The sequence below is a fragment of the Streptomyces sp. NPDC042371 genome (assembly GCF_056437465.1).
Genome location: NZ_JBWKAP010000001.1, coordinates 1010660 through 1034824, shown reverse-complemented (window position 1 = coordinate 1034824; position 24165 = coordinate 1010660). Strand labels below are relative to the sequence as shown.

At 71.0% G+C, this 24165-nt stretch carries 21 protein-coding genes and 1 tRNA gene; 6 read left to right on the top strand and 16 right to left on the bottom strand.

The genetic code is table 11. The annotated features are described in order from the left end of the window. Positions 1–52: 52 nt before the first annotated feature. From AC068B_RS04510 to AC068B_RS04495, 4 genes are all read right to left on the bottom strand, one after another. Positions 53–125 (bottom strand) — tRNA-His (locus tag AC068B_RS04510). A 111-nt stretch (positions 126–236) separates the two neighbouring features. Beyond that, positions 237–839: an oligoribonuclease gene (gene orn, locus AC068B_RS04505; RefSeq protein WP_359352290.1), complete on the bottom strand. Its 603-nt coding sequence runs from the start codon at positions 837–839 to the stop codon at positions 237–239. A gap of 10 nt (positions 840–849) precedes the next feature. Beyond that, entirely contained in the window at positions 850–2079 is a 1230-nt protein-coding gene (locus AC068B_RS04500; protein ID WP_468562682.1) for a GlxA family transcriptional regulator, read from the bottom strand. 423 nt (positions 2080–2502) lie between these two features. After that, positions 2503–2826, bottom strand: coding sequence for a hypothetical protein (locus tag AC068B_RS04495; RefSeq protein ID WP_478668925.1), 324 nt, complete (start codon positions 2824–2826; stop codon positions 2503–2505). A 465-nt stretch (positions 2827–3291) separates the two neighbouring features. Here AC068B_RS04495 and AC068B_RS04490 point away from each other — a divergent pair, with 465 nt between their 5' ends. Further along, complete coding sequence (locus tag AC068B_RS04490) at positions 3292–3816, top strand: universal stress protein (RefSeq protein ID WP_055565530.1); 525 nt, start codon at positions 3292–3294, stop codon at positions 3814–3816. 277 nt (positions 3817–4093) lie between these two features. Here the strand turns inward: AC068B_RS04490 and glmS are convergent, their stop codons facing one another. The 3 genes from glmS to AC068B_RS04475 all read right to left on the bottom strand — a co-directional run bounded on the left by glmS (position 4094) and on the right by AC068B_RS04475 (position 7188). Then, the gene (gene glmS, locus AC068B_RS04485) at positions 4094–5911 is read right to left on the bottom strand and encodes a glutamine--fructose-6-phosphate transaminase (isomerizing) (RefSeq protein ID WP_478668923.1); all 1818 of its coding nucleotides are present in this window, start codon (positions 5909–5911) and stop codon (positions 4094–4096) included. Between the two features lie 10 nt (positions 5912–5921). Then, positions 5922–6179, bottom strand: a complete 258-nt coding sequence (locus AC068B_RS04480; protein WP_478668922.1) for a hypothetical protein — start codon at positions 6177–6179, stop codon at positions 5922–5924. A 121-nt stretch (positions 6180–6300) separates the two neighbouring features. Next, positions 6301–7188, bottom strand: coding sequence for a DUF4429 domain-containing protein (locus AC068B_RS04475; RefSeq protein WP_478668920.1), 888 nt, complete (start codon positions 7186–7188; stop codon positions 6301–6303). Between the two features lie 93 nt (positions 7189–7281). Between AC068B_RS04475 and AC068B_RS04470 the strand changes: the two genes are divergently transcribed. Next, complete coding sequence (locus tag AC068B_RS04470) at positions 7282–8931, top strand: beta-N-acetylhexosaminidase (RefSeq protein ID WP_478668919.1); 1650 nt, start codon at positions 7282–7284, stop codon at positions 8929–8931. Between the two features lie 66 nt (positions 8932–8997). Here AC068B_RS04470 and AC068B_RS04465 read toward each other — a convergent pair whose 3' ends face one another. From AC068B_RS04465 to AC068B_RS04435, 7 genes are all read right to left on the bottom strand, one after another. Continuing rightward, complete coding sequence (locus AC068B_RS04465) at positions 8998–9279, bottom strand: GNAT family N-acetyltransferase (RefSeq protein ID WP_478668918.1); 282 nt, start codon at positions 9277–9279, stop codon at positions 8998–9000. Next, on the bottom strand, positions 9263–10627 hold the full coding sequence (locus AC068B_RS04460) for a pyridoxal phosphate-dependent decarboxylase family protein (RefSeq protein ID WP_478668916.1): 1365 nt from the start codon (positions 10625–10627) through the stop codon (positions 9263–9265). The genes AC068B_RS04465 and AC068B_RS04460 overlap by 17 nt, the downstream gene beginning before the upstream one ends. Positions 10628–10787: 160 nt before the next feature. Then, positions 10788–11834, bottom strand: a complete 1047-nt coding sequence (locus AC068B_RS04455; protein ID WP_478668915.1) for an ABC transporter substrate-binding protein — start codon at positions 11832–11834, stop codon at positions 10788–10790. Positions 11835–11944: 110 nt separating this feature from the next. Next, positions 11945–13099, bottom strand: a complete 1155-nt coding sequence (locus AC068B_RS04450; protein WP_478668914.1) for an acyl-CoA dehydrogenase family protein — start codon at positions 13097–13099, stop codon at positions 11945–11947. 6 nt (positions 13100–13105) lie between these two features. Further along, the gene (locus AC068B_RS04445; protein ID WP_478668912.1) at positions 13106–14104 is read right to left on the bottom strand and encodes a hydroxymethylglutaryl-CoA lyase; all 999 of its coding nucleotides are present in this window, start codon (positions 14102–14104) and stop codon (positions 13106–13108) included. Beyond that, the gene (locus AC068B_RS04440) at positions 14101–16038 is read right to left on the bottom strand and encodes an acetyl/propionyl/methylcrotonyl-CoA carboxylase subunit alpha (protein ID WP_478668911.1); all 1938 of its coding nucleotides are present in this window, start codon (positions 16036–16038) and stop codon (positions 14101–14103) included. Before AC068B_RS04440 ends, AC068B_RS04445 begins: the two co-directional genes overlap by 4 nt. 13 nt (positions 16039–16051) lie before the next feature. Next, positions 16052–17668: a carboxyl transferase domain-containing protein gene (locus AC068B_RS04435; RefSeq protein WP_478668910.1), complete on the bottom strand. Its 1617-nt coding sequence runs from the start codon at positions 17666–17668 to the stop codon at positions 16052–16054. Positions 17669–17755: 87 nt separating this feature from the next. Here AC068B_RS04435 and AC068B_RS04430 point away from each other — a divergent pair, with 87 nt between their 5' ends. The 4 genes from AC068B_RS04430 (at position 17756) to AC068B_RS04415 (ending at position 21497) form a co-directional block, all read left to right on the top strand. Continuing rightward, positions 17756–18346: an SACE_7040 family transcriptional regulator gene (locus tag AC068B_RS04430; RefSeq protein WP_150218537.1), complete on the top strand. Its 591-nt coding sequence runs from the start codon at positions 17756–17758 to the stop codon at positions 18344–18346. A gap of 104 nt (positions 18347–18450) precedes the next feature. Continuing rightward, positions 18451–19608, top strand: a complete 1158-nt coding sequence (locus AC068B_RS04425; RefSeq protein WP_356264740.1) for an acyl-CoA dehydrogenase family protein — start codon at positions 18451–18453, stop codon at positions 19606–19608. Positions 19609–19644: 36 nt separating this feature from the next. Then, positions 19645–20505, top strand: coding sequence for an acyl-CoA thioesterase (locus AC068B_RS04420; protein WP_478668908.1), 861 nt, complete (start codon positions 19645–19647; stop codon positions 20503–20505). A gap of 20 nt (positions 20506–20525) precedes the next feature. Next, positions 20526–21497: a cation diffusion facilitator family transporter gene (locus tag AC068B_RS04415; RefSeq protein ID WP_356264734.1), complete on the top strand. Its 972-nt coding sequence runs from the start codon at positions 20526–20528 to the stop codon at positions 21495–21497. Here the strand turns inward: AC068B_RS04415 and AC068B_RS04410 are convergent. Both AC068B_RS04410 and AC068B_RS04405 read right to left on the bottom strand, forming a co-directional pair. Next, the gene (locus AC068B_RS04410; protein ID WP_478668907.1) at positions 21458–22255 is read right to left on the bottom strand and encodes a phosphatase; all 798 of its coding nucleotides are present in this window, start codon (positions 22253–22255) and stop codon (positions 21458–21460) included. The genes AC068B_RS04415 and AC068B_RS04410 overlap by 40 nt on opposite strands. 338 nt (positions 22256–22593) lie before the next feature. Next, positions 22594–24066 carry a PucR family transcriptional regulator gene (locus tag AC068B_RS04405; protein ID WP_478668905.1) on the bottom strand — a complete coding sequence of 491 codons (1473 nt, stop codon included), beginning with the start codon at positions 24064–24066 and terminating at the stop codon, positions 22594–22596. Positions 24067–24165 lie beyond the last annotated feature (99 nt).

The following is a 24165-nucleotide window of genomic DNA, read 5'->3' as shown; positions in this document are numbered from 1 at the left end:
CCGCACGACGAAGGGCCGGTCTGCTTTCGCAGACCGGCCCTTGATCAATCAGGGTGAGTGACGGGACTTGAACCCGCGGCCACCTGGACCACAACCAGGTGCTCTACCAACTGAGCTACACCCACCATGTCCGGTCGTTTGTCGTTCTTCCGACCGGCCGAGAAAAAGTGTACAGGGTCCGAAGGGGTGCTCGCGCACACGTTTCCCGGACCCCGTACACAGGGCTCCTGCCGGGGCTATTCCGCAGGCAGGACGTGCTTGGCCGCGATCGTCCGCGCGGTCTCCGAGTCGGGTCCCGGCTGCGGGACGAAGATCGCCTCGCGGTAGTACCGCAGCTCCGCGATGGACTCGCGGATGTCGGCGAGCGCGCGGTGGTTTCCGTTCTTGTCCGGACTGTTGAAGTACGCCCTCGGATACCAGCGCCGGGCCAGCTCCTTGATCGAGGAGACGTCGACGATGCGGTAGTGGAGGTACTCCTCCAGCGTCTGCATGTCCCGCAGCAGGAAGCCGCGGTCGGTGCCGACGGAGTTTCCGCACAGGGGAGCCTTCCGCGGCTCCTTGACGTGCTCACGTACATACGCCAGGACCTGCTCCTCGGCGTCGGCCAGCGTCGTGCCGCCGGCCAGCTCGTCGAGGAGCCCCGAGGTGGTGTGCATCGTGCGCACCACCTCGGGCATGGTCTCCAGCGCCGCGTCCGGCGGGCGGATCACGATGTCCACACCTTCGCCGAGCACGTTCAGTTCCGAGTCGGTGACCAGTGCGGCCACCTCGATAAGTGCGTCGTCCGTCAACGAGAGCCCGGTCATCTCGCAGTCGATCCACACCATGCGATCGTTCATGCGCCTTACCCTACGGCGCACTCCTCTGCCCGGGCAGAGGTGCACGCCCTGGCGCGTACGCGTCCGAGTTCGGCTTGCCGGGCTCGGTCGGCACCGAGGTCGAAGGGCCGAGCGCACTCGCGGCTGCCGTACGCCTGGTCTGGGACGGCACCGGACCGGCCTCCACCAGGGTGGGCACCGCCTGCGCCGTCGCCGGCACGGACTCCAGTGCCCGCTCGCCCTGCGGCCTGCGGGCGCGGTAGGCGGCCCGGTAGGCAGCGGGGGACGAACCCAGCTGACGTCGGAAGTGACCCCGCAGCGCCACGGGCGACCGGAAGCCGCAGCGGCCCGCGACCTCGTCGACCGAGTAGTCGGAGGTCTCGAGCAGCCGCTGTGCCTGGAGCACCCGCTGGGTGATCAGCCACTGCAGCGGCGCGCTGCCCGTGAGCGAACGGAACCTGCGGTCGAAGGTGCGCCTGCTCATATAGGCGCGCGCGGCCAGCGTCTCCACGTCGAACTGCTCGTGGAGGTGCTCCAGCGCCCAGGCGACGACCTCGGCCAGCGGGTCGGCGCCGATCTCCTCAGGTAAAGACCTGTCGAGATAGCGCTCCTGGCCGCCGGCCCTGCGCGGCGGCACCACGAGCCTGCGGGCGAGTGCACCCGCCGCTTCGTTGCCGTGGTCCGTGCGCACGATGTGCAGACAGAGATCAATTCCGGCCGCGGTGCCCGCGCTCGTCAGGACGTCCCCGTCGTCGACGAAGAGCTCGCGCGGATCCACGTGGACGGATGGATAGCGCTTCGCGAGCGTCGGCGCGTACATCCAGTGGGTGGTCGCCGGACGGCCGTCGAGCAGCCCGGCCGCGGCGAGTACGAACGCCCCCGTGCACAGCCCGACGATGCGGGCGCCCTCCTCGTGCGCGCGACGCAGTGCGTCGAGCGCCTCCGGTGGTGGCGGCGACGTGATCGACCGCCAGGCGGGCACGACGACCGTGCCGGCCCGGCCGATCGCCTCGAGGCCGTGTGGCGCGGTGAGTTCCAGTCCGCCGGTGGTCCGCAGCGGGCCCTCCTCACCGGCACACACCAGCAGCCGGTAGCGGGGGACCCCCGCGTCCTGCCGGTCGATGCCGAACACGGAGAGCGGTATGGAGCTCTCGAAGATGGGACCGCCGCTGAAAAGCAGCACCGCTACGATCTCCCGGCGGCGACGCCCCGAGAGTTTCCGAGCCGCGGCCTCCGGCGCGGCAATGGAGTCGTGGCTCATGGTGCTAAACCCCCCTCGGGCTTCGCGGCTCCCTGTTCTTGGCGTTTTTGGCGTTCTCGACGTGCTTGACGCGCTTGCCTGGCTTGTCGCTCCTGCACGTTTCCCCTCGGTCCTCCACCAGTCCCCCGCCGTAATACAGTCAAGATCGAATCTACTGCGTCCCGTGCTGCCGGGGTGACCAGTTCATCACTCGGCAGATTGTCGACATGGCAACTTGGCGTGAAGCATTCGATCACGAAGCGTTGCACTCGGGCGGCTTGCTGGGAAGTGCGCCTTCGCTCCGTGGCCGGTCCCCGTAGGGTGCGGGCGGCCTGAGCGCGTCTTTCAGCCCTGGTCGGACGGGGGTTGAGGGGGCGTTCGGCCAAGAATTCGGCGGCCCCCGGAAGTTGGCTGAAAACATACGGGAGCGTGTGTGTGAATTGGTCAGTCCAACGGTGCACCATCGGCACTCTGACGAGTGCCCCTGTGCGCGCCCACACCCGTTCTGCCGTGCCGTCCGCGGTGCCCGTTGTTCTGTTCTGCAAGCAGTCGCGCGGCGCCGCGCTCGGACTGCCGCAGGAGCACCCGGCACACCCCCGTGACGGCCACGAGTCCGAGCGCCGCGCCGGTGGCGCCGGCGAGTGAGCCGCCGTACCCGACAAGGACGACGGGGACCAGCACGCAGCTGAACGCGGCCCAGCGGACCACGTCGCTCGCGGCGTCCTGCGGGGGCGCGTCCGGCGGCTCGTGGGTGCGCGGCGGGGGCACCGCGGCGGGCCGTCGCCCGTGCGCTCCTTGCTCTGGTGAAGACTCGGGTGAAGAAGGGAAGCGGGTGGAAGGTGGGGACGCGGTCGAAGGTCCAGGCACGGCGTGCTCCCTGTGGCGATGGTGTACGGAGGTCCAGCGCTGTCCAACGCAAGGTGCGTCGGCGGGTCACTGGGAAGGCCTCCGGGTGGCGCCGGACGGGTGGGCAAACCGCCTGTAGGAGGCAGCAACCATTGCCATACGGGCGCGGCTCATGCATGCTCCGGTGAACGCCGGGAGGCCCTGTGCAGGCCCGGTGCGGGCTCCGAGCGGGGCTCTTCGCAGGCTCTGGGCAGAGGAGGAGTGTCGCCGTACCCTTGGGGGTATGAGGTTGGGAAGATGATTCCCGGACGACCTTCCAGGTCCTGAACTTTCGCACCACCTGAAAAAGCCTGCCCTCCCACAGAGGACTCCTTCGCCGAGACACCGATGGCCGGTCACGAATTCTCCGAACCTGCGGACCGCAAGCGGCAGGTCGCCGATCCGACAGCGACCCCCCGCGCGGCGGAAGAACCGCGTCACTCCTGCGATCCCGCCTTCCGGCACGGTGTCGTCGTCGGCTTCGACGGCTCGACCTCCAGTGAGCGGGCGCTCGCCTATGCGATCGGGATGGCCCACCGCTCCGGATCGGGCCTGATCATCGTCCACGTCGCCAACCGGCTGCCCACCACGGTGTGGGCAGGGTGCGAGCCCCCGGTCTTCGTCGACGTGCCCGACCACCGGACGGAGGTGCTCGGCCTGGAGCTGGCCTGCGCGGAGTATCTCTCCGAGGTGCCGTGGATCCTCGTCGAGCGCGGCGGCGACATCTGCCACGAGCTGGAGGAGGTCGGCCGCGAGTACAGCGCGGACGCGATCGTCGTCGGTTCCACGCACGGCATCGTGGGGCGCATCTTCGGCTCGGTCGCGGGCCGGCTCGCGCGCCGGGCGCAGCGCCCCGTCGTCGTCATTCCTTAACGACCGCACGCCCTCGGTGAGTTGGGGGGCGTGGGTCCCAACTCGCCTTGTGAGGCGGTTTTGTGGACAGATAAATCTACTCGCGCGTAGAGGTGGTTCGTGCCCTGGTGAAGGGTACATAAGGGTCACAACGGCGGCGTCTCGGGCCGGAGGGTGACGGCCACCGGACGAGGCGGGCGCGGGTCGGGGTAATGGGCGACCCCGGCCCTTGAGGAACGACCCCCTGTGTGCTGGTGGCACGCACAGGGGGTCGTTCACTTGGGTCCGGCGGGTGTGACTACTCCACCGTCACGGACTTCGCGAGGTTGCGCGGCTTGTCGATGTCCCGGCCGAGTGCCAGCGCCGTGTGGTAGGCGAGCAGCTGGAGCGGGATGCCCATCAGGATCGGGTCCAGCTCGTTCTCGTTCTTCGGGACGAGGATGGTCTGGTCGGCCTTCTCCTGCTCCTGGTGCGCGACGGCGAGGATCTTGCCGCTGCGGGCCTTGATCTCCTCCAGGGCGGCGCGGTTCTTCTCCAGGAGGTCGTCGTCGGGGACGATCGCGACCGTCGGCAGGGCGGGCTCGATGAGGGCGAGCGGGCCGTGCTTCAGCTCGGAGGCGGGGTAGGCCTCGGCGTGGATGTACGAGACCTCCTTGAGCTTGAGGGAGGCCTCGCGGGCGACGGGGTAGCCGCGTACCCGACCGATGAAGAGCATCGAACGGGCGTCCGCGTACTGCTTGGCGATCTTCTTGATCTCGTCCTCCTGCTTGAGGATCTCCGAGATCTGTCCGGGCAGCTTGCGCAGGCCCTCGATGATCCGCTTGCCGTCGGAGACCGACAGGTCGCGGATGCGGCCGAGGTGCAGGGCGAGCAGGCCGAAGGCGACCGTGGTGTTGGTGAAGCACTTGGTGGAGACGACGCAGACCTCGGGGCCCGCGTGGACGTACACGCCCGCGTCCGCCTCACGGGCGATCGCCGAGCCGACCACGTTCACGACGCCGAGGACGCGGGCGCCCTTGCGCTTCAGCTCCTGGACGGCGGCGAGCACGTCGTACGTCTCGCCGGACTGGGACACCGCGATGTAGAGGGTGTCGGGGTCCACGACCGCGTTGCGGTAGCGGAACTCGCTCGCGGGCTCCGCGTCGGCGGGGATGCGGGCCAGCTCCTCGATCATCTGGGCGCCGATCATGCCCGCGTGGTACGAGGTGCCGCAGCCGAGGATCTTGACGCGGCGCACCTTGCGGGCGTCGTGCGCGTCGAGGTTGAGGCCGCCGAGGTGCACGGTGGAGAAGCGGTCGTCGATGCGGCCGCGGAGCACGCGGTCGACCGCGTCGGGCTGCTCGAAGATCTCCTTGTGCATGTACGTGTCGTGGCCGCCCATGTCGTACGACTCGGCCTCCCACTCCACGGTGGTCGGCGAGGCCGTCGTGCGCGAGCCCTCGGTGGTGTAGGTGCGGTAGTCGTCGGCCTTGATGGTGGCCATCTCGCCGTCGTCGAGGGTGACGACCTGGCGGGTGTGGGAGACGAGGGCCGCGACGTCCGAGGCGACGAACATCTCCTTCTCGCCGATGCCGAGGACCACGGGCGAGCCGTTGCGGGCGACGACGATGCGGTCGTTGAAGTCGGCGTGCAGCACGGCGATGCCGTACGTGCCCTCGATGTGGCGCAGCGCCTCGCGGACCTTCTCCTCCAGCTTGTCCGCCTGGGAGCGGGCGATGAGGTGGGTGAGGACCTCGGTGTCGGTCTCGGAGAGGAACTCGACGCCGTCGGCGGTGAGCTTGGCGCGCAGCTCGGAGGCGTTGTCGATGATGCCGTTGTGGACGACGGCGACCTTGTTGTCCTCGGAGAGGTGCGGGTGGGCGTTCTCGTCGGAGGGCGCGCCGTGGGTGGCCCAGCGGGTGTGGGCGATGCCGGTCGTGCCCTTGAAGCGGGCGGGGACCTTGGCCTCCAGGTCGCGGACGCGGCCCTTGGCCTTGACGGTCTTCAGACCCGTCGCCTTGGGGCTGGTGACTGCGATGCCCGCGGAGTCGTAGCCGCGGTACTCCAGGCGCTGCAGGCCTTCGAGGAGGAGCGGGGCGACGTCACGCTTGCCGATGTACCCGACGATTCCGCACATAAAGGGTGTCCTAGCCGTAGACGATGCGGCGCAGCTGCCTGAGGGTGAGCTCCGGAGGTGCGACCGCGCGGTATTCGAGATCCGCCGAGATCTGCTGGAAGATCGCCGCGTTCAGCAGGCCCTGACCCTGCAGTTCGCGGTGGCGGCGACGGACGAAGTCTTCGGTCGTCTCGTCGAAGTAGGCGAGCACGTCCTGGATGACCCGCAGCGCTTCGCCCCGCTGGAGCGGGGTGCTGCGGGTGAGGTGATCCACCAGGTCGTCGTGCATTCGTTGATCCTGAGGTATCGGACACCCTTTCGCAAGAATCCTGCCCGGAATCGGGCAGGAGCGTGTCGAACGGGCCAGTGGGTGGCGCAAAGGGCGCTCACGTGAGGCTCGCCCGCGGCGTTCACATGCGGCGCAGGACCGCCTGCTTGGCCGTCGCGAACTCCTCGTCCGTGAGGATCCCGGCCTGGTGCAGCTCGCCCAGTTCGCGCAGGCGGCGCAGGAGCGCGTCGTGGTCATCGGCCGCGGGCCGCGGCGCCTCGGCCGCCGCGCCGTCGGGGGAGGAGCCCGCGAGCGCCTTCGGGGCGGGGCCCGAGGGGTGTGGCAGCCGGGCCTGGACCGCGGCCGCCACCAGCGCCATCAGCGGGTCCTTCTTGAAGCCCCACAGCTCGACCGAGTTCGGGTCGTACTTCGGCGGGGCCTTGGTCGGCGCGTTCTTCACCGTGAACCGCAGATGGCCGTTCTCCAGGCCGACCGCGGGCTGCCACTCCACCGCGGCGACGTCCGCGAGCGCCAGCGACCGCGGACCGGCCGCCGTCTTGGCCTCCTCCGTCTTCCAGTTCCACTCCAGGCGGATGTTCTCCCCGTCGAAGCTCGCCGTGCCGTCCCCCGCGGAGACGGACAGCGGCACGGAAGGGCCCGTGAGGAGGTAGGCGTCGCAGGGCGCGGCAGGCACCTGTTCGATCAGATGGGCGTTGCGCACCTCGTCGACCAGATACTCCGCGACCCCGTACCGGTCTGGCTCGACCGTCAGCTGGTACGGATCGGAGGAGTCCGTCAGCTTCCCGCCCGTCGACTGGAGCAGCGGGTCGGAGCCGTCCCGCAGCCGCAGCCTCAACCGCCCCGACTTCTTCCCCTGTTCGAAGGAGATGCCCGCCAACGCGGCCAGGGGAACCGTCAGTTCGCCCAGTGTCTTGCGCAGCAGGGACACGTTCTTGTCGTGGCCCGGCACGAGGCGCAACGTCTCTCCGTCGAAGGTCCAGGTCCCGTCGCGCTGGATGATTTCCGCCATGCCAGGATTCTCGCACCGAGCACTTGGACAAATGGTCTACACCCCTTGACCCCTTGTGGGGGCCGGGTTACCAATGGGGACCGTTCGATTGCGATGCACCACATATGCGCCCGAAGGGACCCGCTTGTGAGATCGCACAGAAGAACGACACGCATACTCGGCTCGCTCCTGCTCGTGGCGGCCGCCGGAATCTCCTCCTTCGCCGCCGCACCCGCCTCGGGAGGGGCGAGGGCCCCCGCGGTCACCCCACTCGGCCAGGTCGTCCCCGCGCCCCTCGCGGCCGAGGCGGCCGGGGACGGGTACGAGATCACCGCCAAGACCCGGATCCGCGTCGGCAAGGGCAACGCGGAGGAGCGCCGCGTGGCCGAGTACCTCGCCAAGGTGCTGCGCCCCTCCACCGGCTACAAGCTCCCCGTCACCAGCGACAAGGGATCCGACGGCATCCGGCTGCGCATCAGCGCCGAACCGGCGAACAAGGAGCTCGGCGACGAGGGGTACCGCGTCATCTCCGCGCGCGGCTCCCTCACCATCACCTCCTGGAGCGGCGCCGGTCTCTTCTACGGCGTGCAGACCGTGCGGCAGCAACTGCCCGCCGCCGTGGAGAAGCAGACCAGGCAGCGCGGCCCGTGGCGGATCGCGGGCGGCACCGTCAAGGACATGCCGCGCTACGGCTACCGCTCCACGATGCTCGACGTCGCCCGCCACTTCTTCACCGTCGACCAGGTCAAGCGCTACATCGACCAGGCCGCCCTCTACAAGATGAACAAGCTGCACCTGCACCTCAGCGACGACCAGGGCTGGCGCATCGCCATCGACTCCTGGCCGCGGCTCGCGACGTACGGCGGGTCCACGCAGGTCGGCGGCGGCAAGGGCGGGTACTACACGAAGGCGCAGTACAAGGAGATCGTCGACTACGCCGCCTCGCGCTACCTGGAGGTCGTCCCCGAGATAGACATGCCGGGGCACACCAACGCCGCGCTCGCCTCGTACGCCGACCTGAACTGCAACGGCGTCGCCCCGCCGCTCTACACCGGCACCGAAGTCGGCTTCAGCACGCTGTGTGCCAAGAAGGACGTGACGTACGACTTCGTGGACGACGTGATCCGTGAGATCGCCGCGATGACGCCCGGCAAGTACCTCCACATCGGCGGCGACGAGGCGCACTCCACCAGCCACGAGGACTTCGTCGCGTTCATGGACAAGGTCCAGCCGATCGTCGCCAAGTACGGCAAGACGGTGATGGGCTGGCACCAGCTGACCGCCGCCGAGCCCGCCAAGGGCGCCGTCGCCCAGTACTGGGGCTACGACAGGACCGGCGCCGCCGAGCGCGAGCAGGTTGTGAACGCCGCGAAGAACGGCACGAAGCTCCTGCTCTCACCGGCCGACCGCGCCTACATCGACCACAAGTACACCAAGGACACCCCGCTCGGCCTCTCCTGGGCGGGCTACGTCGAGGTGCAGCGCTCCTACGACTGGGACCCGGCCACCTACCTCCAGGGCGCGCCCGCGGACTCGGTCATCGGGGTCGAGGCGCCGCTGTGGACGGAGACGCTCTCGACCTCCGCGCACCTGGACTACATGGCGTTCCCGCGGCTGCCCGGCATCGCCGAGCTCGGCTGGTCGCCCGCCGCCACGCACGACTGGGACAAGTACAAGGTGCGGCTCGCCGCGCAGGCCCCGCGCTGGGACGCGCTGGGCATCGGCTACTACGAGTCGCCGCAGGTGCCCTGGCCCGGCAAGTAGCCGCAGTCCAGGCCCAGTCCGTTCAGGAGCGGGGCCCCCGAGGACCGTCTCGGGGGCCCCGCTCGGTCATGGGGCGGACAGCTGCCGCAGGTCGTACCACTCCACGAGGAACGACGGCACGCCCTCGCACAGGCCGAGGTAGGCATCGCGGTGGCCGGAGGCCGCGATCGCCATGTAGGCGCGCTCGACGTCCGTCAGGGTGGCGTCCCGCATCATCCAGTGCTCCGCCAGGGGGTGCGTCACCCAGCGGTGCACCAGCTCGGAGTCGGTCAGGGGGTCGAGCGGGCGGAGCGTGAAGTCGGCGCTCCCGAGGCCGGTGAGCGGGCGGACGTCAGCAAGCGCGGTCAAGGTGCTCTCCCAAATACTGCTCGGCGTGGCCGGCGATCAGGTCGAGGACGGCTTCGATGTCGTCGGTGGTCGTCCCCGGGTCGAGCAGGGTGAACCTGAGGTACTGGCGGCCCCCTGCCCTGGTGCCCGCCACGACGGCGTCGCCGGAGGCGAAGAGCGCCTTGCGGGCATACAGGTTGGCGCGGTCGATCGCGGCGGGCGCGCAGATCTTCGCGGGGATGTAGCGGAAGACGAGCGTGGAGAGCTGGGGCTCGGTCACCACGTCGAAGCGCGGGTCGGCGACGAGCAGTTTCCAGCCACGGGTGGCCAGGTCGCAGACCTCGTCGAAGAGGTCGCCGATGCCGTTCGCGCCCATCACGCGCAGCGTCATCCACAGCTTGAGGGCGTCGAAGCGGCGGCCCGTCCGCAGGTCCGGCAGCGCCCGGTCGCGCACCAGGACGGCGGCGGAACCCACCGGTTGGAAGAAGGCCTTGTGGAAGTCCACGCTCACGGAGTCGGCGCGCTCGATGCCGTCGAGGAGGTGCCGGTTCCCGCGCGAGGCGAGCAGCCCGCAGCCGTACGCGGCGTCCACGTGCAGCCAGGTGCCGTACTGCGCACAGAGCCTGGCGATCTCCGGCAGCGGGTCGATGGAGCCGAAGTCGGCGCTGCCCGCGGTGGCGACGACCGCCATGGGGGAGAGGTCGTCGCGTGCGCAGCGCTCAAGGGCGCGGGCGAGGGCCACGGTCTGCAGGCGTCTGCTGCGGTCGGTGGGGACGGTCACGACGGCGTCGTCGCCGAGGCCGAGCAGCCGGGCCGTGCGCCGGACGCCGAGGTGGGCGGCCTCGGAGACGAAGATCCGCAGGGTGGCGGGGTCCCGGTCCCCGGCCTCCTCGCGGGCGAGCAGCAGCGCCTGCAGCTCGGCTTGGGCGCCGTCGTCGGTGAACGCTCCGTCGGCGGCCGGTCCGAGGCCGATGCGCTCGGCGGTCCAGTCGATGACGCGGCGCTCGATGAGGGGAGCGCCCGCGGGCTGGTCCCAGGTGCCGAGGGCGGAGTTGGCGGCAGAGAGCACCGCTTCGCCGAGGACGGCGGGGATGACGGCAGGGGCGTACAGGTGGGCGAGGTGGCGGGGGTGGTGGGCGCGCACCGCGTCGCGCAGGTACAGCTCGTCGAGTTCGGCGAGGGCCGCGCGGGTGTCGTGCAGGGGCTCGTCCAGGTCGACGGCGTCGATGCGGGGTGCGAGGCCGTCGGCGGACGTGGCGGTGAACGGGCGGGAGGTGGTGGCGAGTCGGGCGGCCACCCGCTCGACTCCTTCGGTCACGGAGCTGCGGTACCGCTCCGCGGTGGTGCCGTTGAGCAGGTGCGAGCGCATGAACTGTCCTCCGGGTGAGGGGTTGACTTAGGTAAGCCTAACCTAAATTCAACTCCCTTTGGGGTCCCGCCCCGGAAAACGAAACCGCCCCCTCCGGGAGTGAAGGGGGCGGCGGGTGGCGGCGCTGGGCGGCGGCCGCGGGTGGCGGTCGCCGCTTCGGCTACTTCAGCTTCTTCGCCTTCTCGATCGCGTCGGCGAGGTCCTCAAGGATCGGCGCGCACTTGTCGTACGAGAAGATCGGCTCCGCGACGCGCGGGATGACCTGTCCGGCCTTGACCGCGGGCAGCTTCTTCCAGGTCGGCTTGGACTCGTCGAGGGCGGCGGGCTGCAGGGCGGAGGAGCGGTTGTCCATCATGATGAGGTCCGCGTCGTACTTGTCGACGTTCTCCCAGCTCAGGTTCTCGAACCAGCCGCCGGACTCCTTCTTGGCGCTCTCCGGCGGCTCGATGATGTTCACGCCGAGCGCCTTGAAGTACTCCAGGTCGACGGAGAGGTTCGAGCCGGAGACGTAGAACAGGTCCTGGCTCGCGGAGCCGATGAGGACCTTGATGTCCTTGTGCGCCTTGGCGACCTTGCGCAGTCGCGCGGACGCGTCCTCGAAGCGCTTCTTCGCCTTGACGACCTTGTCGGCCTTCACGTCCGCGCCGAGCGACTCGGCGAGCTCCTGGATGCGCTGCAGCGGGTGCGTGAGCTGGCGGTCGTAGACGCTGATGCCGACGCTCGGGGCGAGCTTGAGGATCTTGTCCTTGCTCTCCTCGGGCACGTACCAGAGCGTGCCCTTGTCGTCGAACATCGTGGAGAGCAGCACGTCCGGGGCGAGGCCCGCGTACTTCTCGATGTTGAACTGACCCCATTCGTTGCCGATGACCGTCAGCTTGCTGATGTCCATGTCGCCGGCCTGGACGTCGGGCTTGCCGTCCTTGGTCTTCGTCGGGCCGAAGACGCCCTTGACCTCGATGCCGTAGTCGAACAGGGCGGCGGCGACGCCCGTGAACGCCACGATGTTCTTCGGCGCCGCGTCGCGCTTGGCGGTCTCGCCGCGGTCGTCCTTGAAGCTCCAGGGGCCGGTCTTGCCACCACCCCCGGTCGCGCCGGCTCCGTCCTTCTTCTCGCTGCCGCAGGCCGCCAGGAAGGCGGTGAGGCCGAGGGCGCCGCCGGCGGCGAGGACGCCTCGGCGGGACGGCTGGGGGAGGCGGACCTGGCGCATGTGGGTCTCTGCTTTCGTGACGTACGGCGGCGGGGCCGCTGGCCGGAATTAGAGCTTAGGTTAACCTAAGCTAACTCCCGGTTCTGCGACCCCTCGCGGTACGGCCCCGCTCAGCTCGCGAAGCCCAGCTCCCTGGCGATCAGCATGCGCTGCACCTCGCTCGTCCCCTCGCCGATTTCCAGGATCTTCGAGTCCCGCCACATGCGGGCCACGGGGTACTCGTTCATGAAGCCGTACCCGCCGTGGATCTGCGTGGCCTCGCGGGCGTTGTCCACCGCGACCGTCGAGGAGTAGAGCTTGGCGATGGCCGCCTGCTTCTTGAAGGGCTCGCCCGCGACCAGCCGGGACGCCGCGTCGTACCACCCCACGCGGGCCATGTGTGCCCGTGTCTCCATGTCGGCGATCTTGAACTGGATGGCCTGGTTCGCGCCGATCGGCCTGCCGAAGGCGTACCGCTCCCGCGCGTACTTCACGGACTCGTCCACGCAGCCCTGGGCGAGACCGGTGGCGAGCGCGGAGATCGCGATCCGGCCCTCGTCGAGGATGCGCAGGAACTGCGCGTACCCGCGGCCCTCCTCGCCGAGGAGGTTCGCCGCCGGGACGCGGACGTCCGAGAAGGACAGCTCGCGGGTGTCCGAGGCGTTCCACCCCACCTTCGAGTAGGGCGCGGCGACCGTGAACCCGGGCGTCCCGGACGGCACGATGATCGAGGAGATCAGCGGGCGCCCGTCGTCCTTGCGGCCGGTGACGGCGGTGACGGTGACCAGGCCCGTGATGTCCGTGCCGGAGTTGGTGATGAAGCACTTGGAGCCGTTGATCACCCACTCGTCGCCGTCGCGCACCGCCGTCGTGCGCGTGCCGCCCGCGTCCGAGCCGCCGTCCGGCTCGGTCAGGCCGAACGCGCCGAGCACCTCGCCCGCGCACATCCGTGGCAGCCACTCGCGCTTCTGCTCCTCCGTACCGAAGAGGTGCAGCGGCATCGCGCCGAGGGAGACACCCGCCTCCAGGGTGATCGCCACGGACGAGTCGACGCGCGCGAGCTCTTCGAGGGCGATGCCGAGCGCGAAGTAGTCACCGCCCATCCCGCCGTGCTCCTCCGGGAAGGGGAGGCCGAACAGGCCCATGCGGCCCATCTCGCGGACGATCTCGTAGGGGAACTCGTGGCGCTCGTAGAAGTCGCCGATCTTGGGGGCGACGACGTCGTGCGCGAACGCCTCTACCGTGCGGCGCAGTTCCTCGTGCTCGGGGCTCAGACGGTGGTCCATCGTTGTTCACTGCTCCTGTGGGGCTGCGGTCGGCTCTTCGTGGGAGCGGGCCGTGAGGGCACGGACGGTGCGGGACGGGCTGGGTCGGCCCAACTGGTCGGCCATCCAGGCGCTGGTGGCGCTGAGACGGACGAGGTCGACCCCGGTGTCGATGCCGAGGCCGTGCAGCATCCACACGAGGTCTTCGGTGGCGAGGTTCCCGGTGGCGCTCTTCGCGTACGGACAGCCGCCGAGGCCGCCCGCGGACGCGTCCACCGTCGTCACGCCGTGCTGCAGGGCGGCGAGGGTGTTGGTGAGCGCCTGGCCGTACGTGTCGTGGAAGTGGACGCCGATGCGCTCGGTCGGCACCTGGACCGCGTTGAGCGCGGCGAGCATCGCGGAGACGTGGCCCGGCGTGGCCACGCCGATCGTGTCGCCGAGGCTCAGCTCGTCGCAGCCCATGTCGATCAGGGCGCGGCAGACGCGGACGACCTTGGAGATGGGCACGGCGCCCTCCCAGGGGTCGCCGAAGCACATCGACAGATAGCCGCGGACGTGCACGCCCTGCTCACGCGCGCGGGCGACCACCGGCGCGAACATCGCGAGGGCCTCGTCCACCGTGCGGTTGAGGTTGGCCCTGGCGAACGACTCGGTGGCGCTGGCGAAGACCGTGACGCGGTGGGCGCCGAGCGCGAGGGCGCGGTCCAGGCCCCGCTCGTTCGGCACCAGGACCGGCAGGTGGACGCCCTGGAGGTCGCCGAGGAGCGGGAAGAGCTGCTCGGCGTCGGCCAGTTGGGGCACCCACTTGGGGTGCACGAAGCTGGTCGCCTCGACGGTGGTGAGGCCCGCGTCGGCGAGGCGGTGGATGAACTCCGCCTTGATCTCCGTGGGGACGACCGTCTTCTCGTTCTGCAGGCCGTCGCGTGCGCCCACTTCGTGGATGCGGACGTGGGACGGCAGGCCGCGGGTCGGCACCACCATGGGGAGCGGTGCGGACGCCAGCTCAAGGGGGTCGGTGCTGGTCATTCCTGCTCCTCCTCGGGGGTGACGACGGCGAGGACCTGGTCCATGGCGACGGTCGTGCCCGGGGTGACGTCGAGCTCCGTGACGGTGCCCGCGTGCGGGGCGGAGATGACGTGCTCCATCTTCATCGCCTCGACGACCAGCAGGCTCTGGCCCGCGGTCACCGTGTCGCCGGGGGAGACCTTCACGACGGTGACGGTGCCGGGCATGGGGGCGGTGAGCGCGTCGGCCCCGGCGTGCGCGGCGCCGGTGAGGGAGGCCGCGACGGGGTCGTGGTCCTGGACGTGCCACGCGTCGCCGTCCCGGCCCAGCCAGTCGCCCGCGCGGCGGAAGGCGTGCAGGGTGCCGTCGACGGTGACGCGCACGCGGTCGGGGGCGACGGTGTGTCCGGCGCTGCGGAGGCGGTGGGCGACGGGTTCGAGCCCCGCGGCCTTGAGCCAGTGCGTCACGGGCGCCGGGGTGCCGCCGAGCCGCCAGCCGCTGGGCACGGAGAAGGGGTCGGTCCAGCCGCCGCCGGTGGGCCTGAGGGCGTCCTCGCGGACCGCGGCCGCCGCCTCGTACACCTCGTCGGGCACGCCGTCCGGGACCAGCCCGTCCGCCTCGCGCTCCACCAGGCCCGTGTCCAGCTCGCCCGCGACGACCGCCGGGTGGGCCAGGAGCCTGCGCAGGAAGCCCGCGTTCGTCGGCACGCCGAGGGTGACCGTGTCCGCGAGGGCCGCGCGCAGCTTGCGCAGGGCCGTCGCGCGGTCCGGGCCGTACGCGATGACCTTCGACAGCATCGGGTCGTAGAGGCTGCCGACCTCCGTGCCCTCGCTCAGGCCGGAGTCGGTGCGCACGCCGTCGCCCTGCGGCTCGTGCAGCGAAAGGACCGTGCCGCCGGAGGGCAGGAACCCGCGCGAGGGGTCCTCCGCGCAGATGCGGGCCTCCACCGCGTGCCCGGTGAGGGTGATGTCGTCCTGGGCGAACGGCAGCGGCTCGCCCGCCGCCACGCGCAGCTGCCACTCCACCAGGTCGAGGCCGGTGATGAGCTCCGTGACGGGGTGCTCCACCTGGAGGCGGGTGTTCATCTCCATGAAGTAGTACGAGGACGGGTCGACGCCCGGCACGATGAACTCCACCGTGCCCGCGCCCGCGTACCCGCACGAGCGGGCCGCCTGGACCGCGGCCTCGCCCATCGCCGCGCGCGTGGCCTCGTCGAGCAGGACGCTGGGCGCCTCCTCGATGATCTTCTGGTGGCGGCGCTGGAGGGAGCACTCGCGCTCGCCGAGGTGCACCACGTTCCCGTGGCCGTCCGCGAGGACCTGGATCTCGATGTGCCGGGGGCGGTCGACCCACCGCTCCACGAGCAGCGTGTCGTCGCCGAAGGAGGCGCGGGCCTCCCGGCGGGCCGCCGCGATCTCGTCGGCGAGGAGCGCCTCGTCGCGCACCAGGCGCATGCCCTTGCCGCCGCCGCCCGCGCTCGGCTTGAGCAGCACCGGAGTGCCGATCTCGCGTGCCGCGTCCGCCAGTTGGGCGTCGGTCAGGCCGCTGCCCGATGAGCCGGGTACGACCGGCACACCGGCGGCCTGCACGGTCGCCTTGGCGCGGATCTTGTCGCCCATGAGGGAGATGGCCGAGGCGGGCGGGCCGATGAAGGTGAGGCCCGCGTCGGCGCAGGCCTGTGCGAACTCCGCGTTCTCCGCCAGGAAGCCGTACCCCGGGTGGACCGCCTGGGCGCCGGACTTCGCCGCGGCCTCCAGGATGCGCTCCACGGACAGATAGCTCTCGGCGGCCGGTGCCGGGCCGATCCGCACCGCGGTGTCGGCCTCGCGCACATGCCGGGCGTCCGCGTCCGCGTCACTGAAGACGGCGACCGAGCGGACGCCCATCTCCCGCAGCGTACGGATCACGCGGACCGCGATCTCGCCCCGGTTGGCGACCAGAACCGTGTCGAACATCGTCATTCGTTCCTCACATCCGGAAGACGCCGAAGCCGGGCTCGCCCAAGGGGGCGCCCGCGCACGCGGTCAGAGCCAGACCCAGCACCTGCCGGGTCTCCATGGGGTCGATCACGCCGTCGTCCCAGAGGCGGGCCGTGGCGTAGTACGCGTTCCCCTGCTCCTCGTACTGCGCGCGGATCGGGTCCTTGAAGGTCTCCTCGTCCTCGGCGCTCCACTGTTCGCCGCGGGCCTCCAACTGGTCGCGCTTGACCGTGGCGAGGACGGAGGCGGCCTGCTCGCCGCCCATCACGGAGATCTTGGCGTTCGGCCACATCCACAGGAAGCGGGGGCTGTAGGCCCGGCCGCACATCGAGTAGTTGCCCGCGCCGTACGAACCGCCGACGACGACCGTCAGCTTCGGCACGCGCGTGGAGGCGACGGCCGTGACCATCTTCGCGCCGTGCTTGGCGATGCCGCCCGCCTCGTAGTCCCGCCCGACCATGAAGCCGGAGATGTTCTGCAGGAAGACCAGGGGGATGCCGCGCTGGTCGCAGAGCTCGATGAAGTGGGCGCCCTTCTGGGCGGATTCGGAGAACAGGATGCCGTTGTTCGCGATGATCCCGACGGGGTGGCCGTGGATGTGGGCGAAGCCGGTGACCAGGGTCGTCCCGTACTCCGACTTGAACTCGGCGAAGCGGGAGCCGTCGACCACGCGCGCGATGACTTCCCGCACGTCGTAGGGCGTGCGGGAGTCGGTGGGCACCGCGCCGTACAACCCCAGGGGATCGACCTTGGGCTCCTCGGCGGGCTGCACCGGCCAGGGCAGCGGGGCACGCTCGGGGAGGGTCGAGACGATCGTGCGCACGATGCGCAGGGCGTGGGCGTCGTCCTCGGCGAGGTGGTCGGTGACGCCGGAGGTGCGCGAGTGGACCTCGCCGCCGCCCAGCTCCTCCGCCGTGACGACCTCGCCGGTGGCGGCCTTCACCAGGGGCGGACCGCCGAGGAAGATCGTGCCCTGCTCGCGCACGATCACCGCCTCGTCGCTCATCGCGGGCACATACGCCCCACCGGCCGTGCAGGAGCCGAGGACGGCGGCGATCTGCGGGATGCCCGCGGCCGACATCCGCGCCTGGTTGTAGAAGATCCGCCCGAAGTGCTCGCGGTCGGGGAAGACGTCGTCCTGCATCGGCAGGAAGGCGCCGCCCGAGTCGACCAGGTAGAGGCACGGGAGGCGGTTCTCCAGGGCCACCTCCTGGGCGCGCAGGTGCTTCTTCACCGTCATGGGGTAGTACGTGCCGCCCTTGACGGTGGCGTCATTGGCGACGATCACGCACTCGCGGCCCGAGACGCGGCCGATCCCGGCGACGACGCCTGCCGCGGGGGCACCCCCGCCGTACAACCCGTCGGCCGCGAGGGGGGCCAGCTCCAGGAAGGGCGAGCCCGGGTCGAGGAGCGTGTCCACCCGGTCGCGGGGCAGCAGCTTGCCGCGCGCCACATGACGGGCCCGGGCCCGCTCGCCGCCGCCGAGGGCGGCCGCCGCGAGCTTGGCCCGCAGCTCGTCGACGAGGGCGGTGTGCGCCGCCTCGTTCGCCCGCCATGCCTCGGACGCGGGGTCAGCCGCGCTCGCCAGCACTGGTGCCTGCCGCATCAGTCGAGCCCCCTTGCTCGGTTAATGACCGTTAACGCGTTTCCTTTAGGTTAACGAGCGCTAACCGGCCTGTCTAGAATCAATTCCATGGCCACGAGAACCGACGCCCCCACCCGGCGCGAGCAGATCCTCAAGGAGGCCGCCCGGCTCTTCGCCGAGCGAGGCTTCCACGGAGTCGGAGTCGACGAGATAGGAGCCGCCGTCGGCATCAGCGGGCCCGGTCTCTACCGGCACTTCGCGGGCAAGGACGCGATGCTCGCCGAGCTGCTCGTCGGCATCAGCGGGCAGCTCCTGACGGGCGGCAAGCACTGTGTGGCCGATGTGGGCGGATCACCCGAACGGGTTCTCGACGCCCTCATCCAGGGGCACATCGACTTCGCGCTCGACGACCGCTCCCTGATCACCCTGCACGACCGCGAGCTCGACCGCCTGCGGGACAGCGACCGCAAGCTGGTCCGCCAGCTCCAGCGGCAGTACGTGGAGATCTGGGTGGACATCGTCCGCAAGGTCTACCCGGACCTCGCCGAGAACGCGGCGCGCGTGGCCGTGCACGCGGTCTTCGGCCTGCTGAACTCCACGCCGCACCTGAGCCGCCGCGACGCGCTGCCCAGCCGGGCGGCCATGGCGGAACTCCTGCACCGCCTGGCCCGGGGCGCCTTCGAGGCCGCCGCCGAGTGACACGCATCTCTGGACGCTCTGGTGACTGCCGGGTAACCTTCCTCTGAGCAAGCGCTTAGTCGATGCAGACAGATGCAGACAGCTGAAGGCAGAGGGAGTTCTCCGTGCGCCGTACCGTTTTCGATGAGGACCACGAGGCGTTCCGGGAGACCCTGCGCGCCTTCATCGAGGCCGAGGTCGTCCCCGTCCACGACGAGTGGTTCGCCGCGGGCCAGGTGCCGCGCGAGTTCTACTACAAGCTCGCCGAGCTGGGCCTCTTCGGGATCAACGTCCCCGAGGAGTTCGGCGGCGCGGGCCTGGACACGCACAAGTTCGAGGCCATCCAGTACGAGGAGACCGCCCGCGCGGGCGTCACCTTCGGCGGCTCCGGCGTGCACGTGCTGCTCGCCCTGCCCTACATCAAGGCGCTCGCCACCGACGAGCAGAAGAAGCGCTACCTGGAGAAGTTCGTCTCCGCCGAGGAGATGTGGGCCCTCGCGATGACCGAGCCGGGCACCGGCTCCGACCTCGCGGGCATGAAGAGCACGGCCAAGCTCTCCGAGGACGGCACGCACTACGTCCTCAACGGCTCCAAGACCTTCATCACCGGCGGCGTCCACGCCGACCGCGTGATCGTCTGCGCCCGGACCTCCGCGCCCACCGCCGAGGACCGCAGGTACGGCATCTCGCTCTTCGCCGTCGACACCAAGTCCGAGGGCTACTCCATCGGCCGCAAGCTCGACAAGCTGGGCCTGCGGACCTCCGACACCGCCGAGCTCGCGTTCGTCGACGTCAAGGTCCCCGTCGAGGACCTCCTCGGCGAGGAGAACAAGGGCTTCTACTACCTCGGCAGCAACCTGCCCTCCGAGCGCTGGGGCATTGCCTACGGGGCGTACGCGCAGGCCAAGGCCGCCGTCCGGTTCGCCAAGGAGTACGTCCAGGACCGCACGGTCTTCGGCAAGACGGTCGCCTCCTTCCAGAACACCAAGTTCGAGCTGGCCGCCTGCCAGGCCGAGGTGGACGCCGCGGAGGCCGTCGCCGACCGCGCCCTGGAGGCCCTGGACGCGGGCGAGCTGACCGCCGCCGAGGCCGCGTCCGCGAAGCTGTTCAACACCGAGGTCGCGCACCGCGTCATCGACAAGTGCCTGCAGCTGCACGGCGGCTACGGCTTCATGAACGAGTACCCGATCGCCCGCCTGTACGCGGACAACCGCGTCAACCGCATCTACGGCGGCACCAGCGAGGTCATGAAGATGATCATCGCGAAGAACATGGGCCTGTAGGGCTTCTCGGACGAGACGCCCTGTAGAACTCCTCCCATGAACCAGGCACTTGAAGTCCTCCTCGACCTGCTCGACCTGGAGCAGATCGAGGAGGACATCTTCCGGGGCGTGAGCCGCCCGTCCATCGTGCCCCGCGTCTTCGGCGGGCAGGTCGCCGCGCAGGCACTCGTCGCCGCGGGCCGCACCGTTCCCGGCGACCGGCCCGCCCACTCCCTGCACGCGTACTTCCTGCGCGCCGGGGACCCCGGAGCCCCCATCGTGTATACGGTCGACCGGATCCGCGACGGCCGCTCCTTCACCACGCGCCGCGTCGTCGCCGTCCAGCACGGGCAGCCGATCTTCCACCTCTCCGCGTCCTTCCAGACGTACGAGGAGGGCCTGGAGCACCAGGCCGCCATGCCGGACGCACCCGACCCGGAGACGCTGCCCACCGCCGCCGAGATGCTGCCGCGCCATCTGCCCGCGCACGTCGCCGAGCGGCTCGTGGAGGCCCGCGCCGCCGTCGACCTGCGCTACGTGGACATGCCGCCCTGGGGCTCCGTCGGACAGCCGCGCGAGCCGCGCTCCCAGGTGTGGTTCCGCGCCAACGGCAAGCTCGCCGACGACTCCTTGCTGCACGTCTGCCTGGCCACGTACGTCTCCGACATGACGCTCCTCGACTCGGTGCTGCTCGCACACGGCAGGGGCGGCTGGGCGGTCGGCGACGTGGTCGGCGCCTCGCTCGACCACGCGATGTGGTTCCACCGGCCCTTCCGCGCCGACGAATGGCTGCTCTACGACCAGGAGTCGCCCTCGTCCTCCGGCGGCCGCGGCCTCGGCCAGGCGCGGATCTGGACGCAGGACGGGCGGCTCGCGGTCACCGTCATCCAGGAGGGTGTCGTTCGCGTCCCCCGCTGATCGGACATACCGTCCGATACATGAGCGACCAACCGTCAGAGGCGGGCGGCGAGAGCACGTCCACCGTCATCGTCGCCGCCGTCGCCAACCTCGGGATCGCGCTGGCTAAGGCCGTCGCGGGCGTCATCAGCGGCTCCAGCGCCATGCTCTCCGAAGCGGCGCACTCCGTGGCCGACACCGTCACCGAGCTGATGCTGCTCGTCTCCCTGAAGGCCAGCGACAAGCCCGCCGACGAGGAGCACCCGCTCGGCTACGGAGGCGCCCGCTACATCTGGGCGCTGCTCGCCTCCGTCGCCACCTTCGTAGGAGGTGGCGTCTTCGCCGTCTACGACGGCATCCACACGCTCACCCATGGCGAGGACCCCGGCGACCCGCTCATCTCGTACGTCGTGCTCGGCATCGCCTTCCTCCTGGAGGGCTACTCGCTGCGCACCGGCCTCAAGCAGGCACGCGGCGAGGCCGACCGCTTCGGGGTGCACATCAAGCGCTATCTGCGCCACACCCCCGACACCGCGGTCAAGGCCGTCGTGATGGAGGACTCCGCGGCACTGGTGGGCCTCCTGCTCGCCGCGGCCGGACTCCTCGGCGGCCAGCTCACCGGGTCCGGCGTGTGGGACGGCATCGCCTCGCTCTGCATCGGCGTGCTGCTCGTGTACGTCGCCTGGGTCCTCGGGCACGCCAACTCCGAGCTGCTCATCGGGCGTCCGCTGCCGCCGGAGATGCGGGCGGCGGTGCGGGCCGAACTGCTCGCCGACCCGCACGTCGTGGACGTCCTGGAGCTGACCACGCTCCTCCAGGGCCCCAAGGAGGCCCTCGTCGCCGCGAAGGTCGACTTCCGGGACGTGTCGAGCGCCGGGGACATCGAGCGGGCCTGCGACCGCATGGCGCACCGCATCCAGGAGCGCTTCCCCGCGGTCCGGCGGGTCTATCTGGACCCGACGCCCGGCCCGGCTCAGGAGGAGGGCGTCAGCCCCGCCGCGTCCAGCAGGTAGGCCGTCATCGGGTCGTAGTGCCGCGGGCTCGTGACGTGGTCGTCGAGCGGCACGGTCACCTGCACGGTGCCCTCGGCCTCGCCGATGAACAGCGCCGGGTCGTTGCAGTCCGCGTACCCGATGGAGTCCAGGCCGCGCTGGCCCGCGCGCCCCGCCCAGCCGTGGTCGGCGATCACGAGGTCGGGCAGCGGGCGGCCCTCGCGCTCCAGGCCGTCCAGGATCGCGTTCATCGGCTCGGGGGAGTGCGTGTGCCACAGCGTGGCGCCGCGCTCCAGCATCGCCACGTCCGCGAACTGGAAGACCATGCCCTCGTCGGCCATCAGGCCCTCGGGGATCACGACGATCTCGCAGCCCGCCGCGCGCAGGGCGGCGGCCGTCGCGCGGTGCACGTCGAGCAGCCCGCCGGGGTGGCCGGTGGCGAAGAGGACCCGCTCCTTGCCCGCGGCCGCCTTGCGCAGCCTGGCCGCCATCCGCTCCAGGGCGTCGACCGTCAGCTCCGGGTCGATCGTGTCCTGACCGTGCCGGTGCTGCGGGTCGTCGACCACGCCGCAGCGCTCGGCCATCACCGCGAGGACGTCCTGCTCGTCGGTCCAGCGGTCGCCGAGCTCCAGGCCGAGCCAGTAGTGGCGGTCGCCGTTCGCGAGCTTCCTGTAGTGGCTGAGGTTGTTGTCGCGGGGCGTGGCGACGTCGCCCGCGATGCGGGTGCGGACGAGGTGGTCGACTAGCGCGGCACGGGTGGGTATGGGCATGTGACCCATTGTGCGGGACGAGTGCTCTGCGCAGGGGCGGAGTGGGTCAGCCTGCGGCTGCGGCGCGGGTTTGTGGGGGCTTGTCGCGCCGTTCCTCGCGCCCCTTGGGGGTGCTGCCGTCGGTCTTCGGGTGCGGGCTTGTTGTGGCTTGTCGCGCCGTTCCTCGCGCCCCTTGGGGGGTGCTCCTCGGCTTTCGGGTGCGGGTCTGTTGTGGCTTGTCGCGCAGTTCCCCGCGCCCCTTAACCTGCGCCCGATCGCCCCGCTCCTTAACCTGCGCCCGGTCACCCCGCTCCTTAACCGGCGCCTGATCACCCCGCCCCTTCACCTGCGCCCCTGAAGGGGCGTCCTCAGTGGTCTCTGCTCAGTGCGAACCAGAGTTCCATGCGGATGTCCGGGTCGTTCAGGTCTGTGCCCAGGAGGGACTCGCAGCGCGTGATGCGTTGGCGGACCGTGTTGCGGTGGACTCCCAGGGCCACCGCCGTGCGGTCCCAACTGCCGTGCAGGGAGAGCCAGGTGCGGAGGGTGTCCGTCAGGGGCTCGTTGTCGGCCAGGGGGGCCAGGAGCACGCGCGCGTGGGCGGCGGCTTCCTCGGGGGACACCAGGGCGGCGAGGCCGTTCGTGCGATGGCGTACGAGAGGTCGCCGGGTGGCCTCCGCGCGGCGCAGGGCGCGGGCCGCCTGCGTGTCGGCCGCCGTCAGGTCGCCGGGGGCCGCGGGGGCCGCGACGCCCAGGGTCCAGCCGTCGGCGGGGGCGATCTCGCGGTCGGCGGGGACGAGGAGACGCACCACGTCGTCGCCGTCGCCCGGGTCGACCAGGCCGCTGCCGAGCGCCGCGCCGAGCGCCGACGCGGCCAGCGGAGTGTGCTCCCCGCGCGCGTGCACGACGGTCCAGAGATCGCTCCCCAGGAGGGGGCCGATCTCCTCCGCGGGGGCGCCGACCAGCAGCCGCACGAGAGCCGCCGAGCGCGCCGCCTCGGAGGCCCCCTGGTGTTCGCCGGTGAGCAGTGAGAGCAGCACGACGGCGGCCCCCGCAATCGTGTGGTCGCCCGGCTCGCGGCGGTCCGTCGCGACCCCTAGCGCGAAACCGCGGCCGCCGCCCAGCGCATAGGCGGCCAGATGGATGGCGCCCGCCGTGTCGGCCGCGGACGCCGGGGCGGCGGGCGCGGGGCGTCGTACGACGCCGGTCAGCTCCCGCAGGGCGTCCCGGGCCGCGTGCGGCGCCTGGCCCGCCGCCTGGAGCTCCGTGCCGTCGGGCCCGTACAGGACGGCGAGGCCGCCGAGCCGCGCCGCGAGCTGGCGCAGGACGGCGGGGATCGGGTCGGGCCGTGCCGCCGCCGTGGCGAGGCCCTGCTGCGCCTCCGTCACCCGGCGCAGCTCGGTGTGCCTGGCCTCGGCCATCAGCCGCCACACCGCGCGGGCGACCCCGCTGAACGTGGTGCGGGGCGGGACTTCGACGAGCGGCAGGCCGTAGTGGTCGCAGGCCGCCGCCAGGGCGTCCGGCACCGTGTCGTGCACGGGGGCGACACCGAAGCCGAGGGCCGCGCCGCCCGCCGCGACGATGCGGGCCACGTAGGCGTCGAGGCCGCCGCCCGCGCCCGTCGGGTCGGTGATGTGCACGCCCGCGGTGAGCAGCAGCTCGCCGCCGAGCAGATACGGGTACGGGTCCGCCATCTCCGACGTGTGCACCCACTGCACGGCCGTGTCCGCGGCCCGCGCGTCCGGCCCGGCGATCTGCCGCAGGCCCAGGTCCTCGCGGGCGAGTAGCGCGGCGAGCGGGACAGGCGGGGTGGGAGGGGCGGGCGGAGCCGTGGGGTCGGCCATATGGACGTTCCATCCGTCTAGAGCGCGCAGAGTGGAGGAAACGTACACTTCAGCGTTGCTTTCCGGCCACCTAAGGTCGTGCCGACCGCAGGCCGCGGG

Coding starts and splice junctions, on each gene's coding strand:
- orn (WP_359352290.1), bottom strand. CDS start 839: ATGAACGATCGCATGGTGTGGATCGACTGCGAGATGACCGGGCTCTCG.
- AC068B_RS04500 (WP_468562682.1), bottom strand. CDS start 2,079: ATGAGCCACGACTCCATTGCCGCGCCGGAGGCCGCGGCTCGGAAACTC.
- AC068B_RS04490 (WP_055565530.1), top strand. CDS start 3,292: ATGGCCGGTCACGAATTCTCCGAACCTGCGGACCGCAAGCGGCAGGTC.
- glmS (WP_478668923.1), bottom strand. CDS start 5,911: ATGTGCGGAATCGTCGGGTACATCGGCAAGCGTGACGTCGCCCCGCTC.
- AC068B_RS04480 (WP_478668922.1), bottom strand. CDS start 6,179: ATGCACGACGACCTGGTGGATCACCTCACCCGCAGCACCCCGCTCCAG.
- AC068B_RS04475 (WP_478668920.1), bottom strand. CDS start 7,188: ATGGCGGAAATCATCCAGCGCGACGGGACCTGGACCTTCGACGGAGAG.
- AC068B_RS04470 (WP_478668919.1), top strand. CDS start 7,282: ATGCACCACATATGCGCCCGAAGGGACCCGCTTGTGAGATCGCACAGA.
- AC068B_RS04460 (WP_478668916.1), bottom strand. CDS start 10,627: ATGCGCTCGCACCTGCTCAACGGCACCACCGCGGAGCGGTACCGCAGC.
- AC068B_RS04455 (WP_478668915.1), bottom strand. CDS start 11,834: ATGCGCCAGGTCCGCCTCCCCCAGCCGTCCCGCCGAGGCGTCCTCGCC.
- AC068B_RS04450 (WP_478668914.1), bottom strand. CDS start 13,099: ATGGACCACCGTCTGAGCCCCGAGCACGAGGAACTGCGCCGCACGGTA.
- AC068B_RS04445 (WP_478668912.1), bottom strand. CDS start 14,104: ATGACCAGCACCGACCCCCTTGAGCTGGCGTCCGCACCGCTCCCCATG.
- AC068B_RS04440 (WP_478668911.1), bottom strand. CDS start 16,038: ATGTTCGACACGGTTCTGGTCGCCAACCGGGGCGAGATCGCGGTCCGC.
- AC068B_RS04435 (WP_478668910.1), bottom strand. CDS start 17,668: ATGCGGCAGGCACCAGTGCTGGCGAGCGCGGCTGACCCCGCGTCCGAG.
- AC068B_RS04430 (WP_150218537.1), top strand. CDS start 17,756: ATGGCCACGAGAACCGACGCCCCCACCCGGCGCGAGCAGATCCTCAAG.
- AC068B_RS04420 (WP_478668908.1), top strand. CDS start 19,645: ATGAACCAGGCACTTGAAGTCCTCCTCGACCTGCTCGACCTGGAGCAG.
- AC068B_RS04415 (WP_356264734.1), top strand. CDS start 20,526: ATGAGCGACCAACCGTCAGAGGCGGGCGGCGAGAGCACGTCCACCGTC.
- AC068B_RS04410 (WP_478668907.1), bottom strand. CDS start 22,255: ATGGGTCACATGCCCATACCCACCCGTGCCGCGCTAGTCGACCACCTC.
- AC068B_RS04405 (WP_478668905.1), bottom strand. CDS start 24,066: ATGGCCGACCCCACGGCTCCGCCCGCCCCTCCCACCCCGCCTGTCCCG.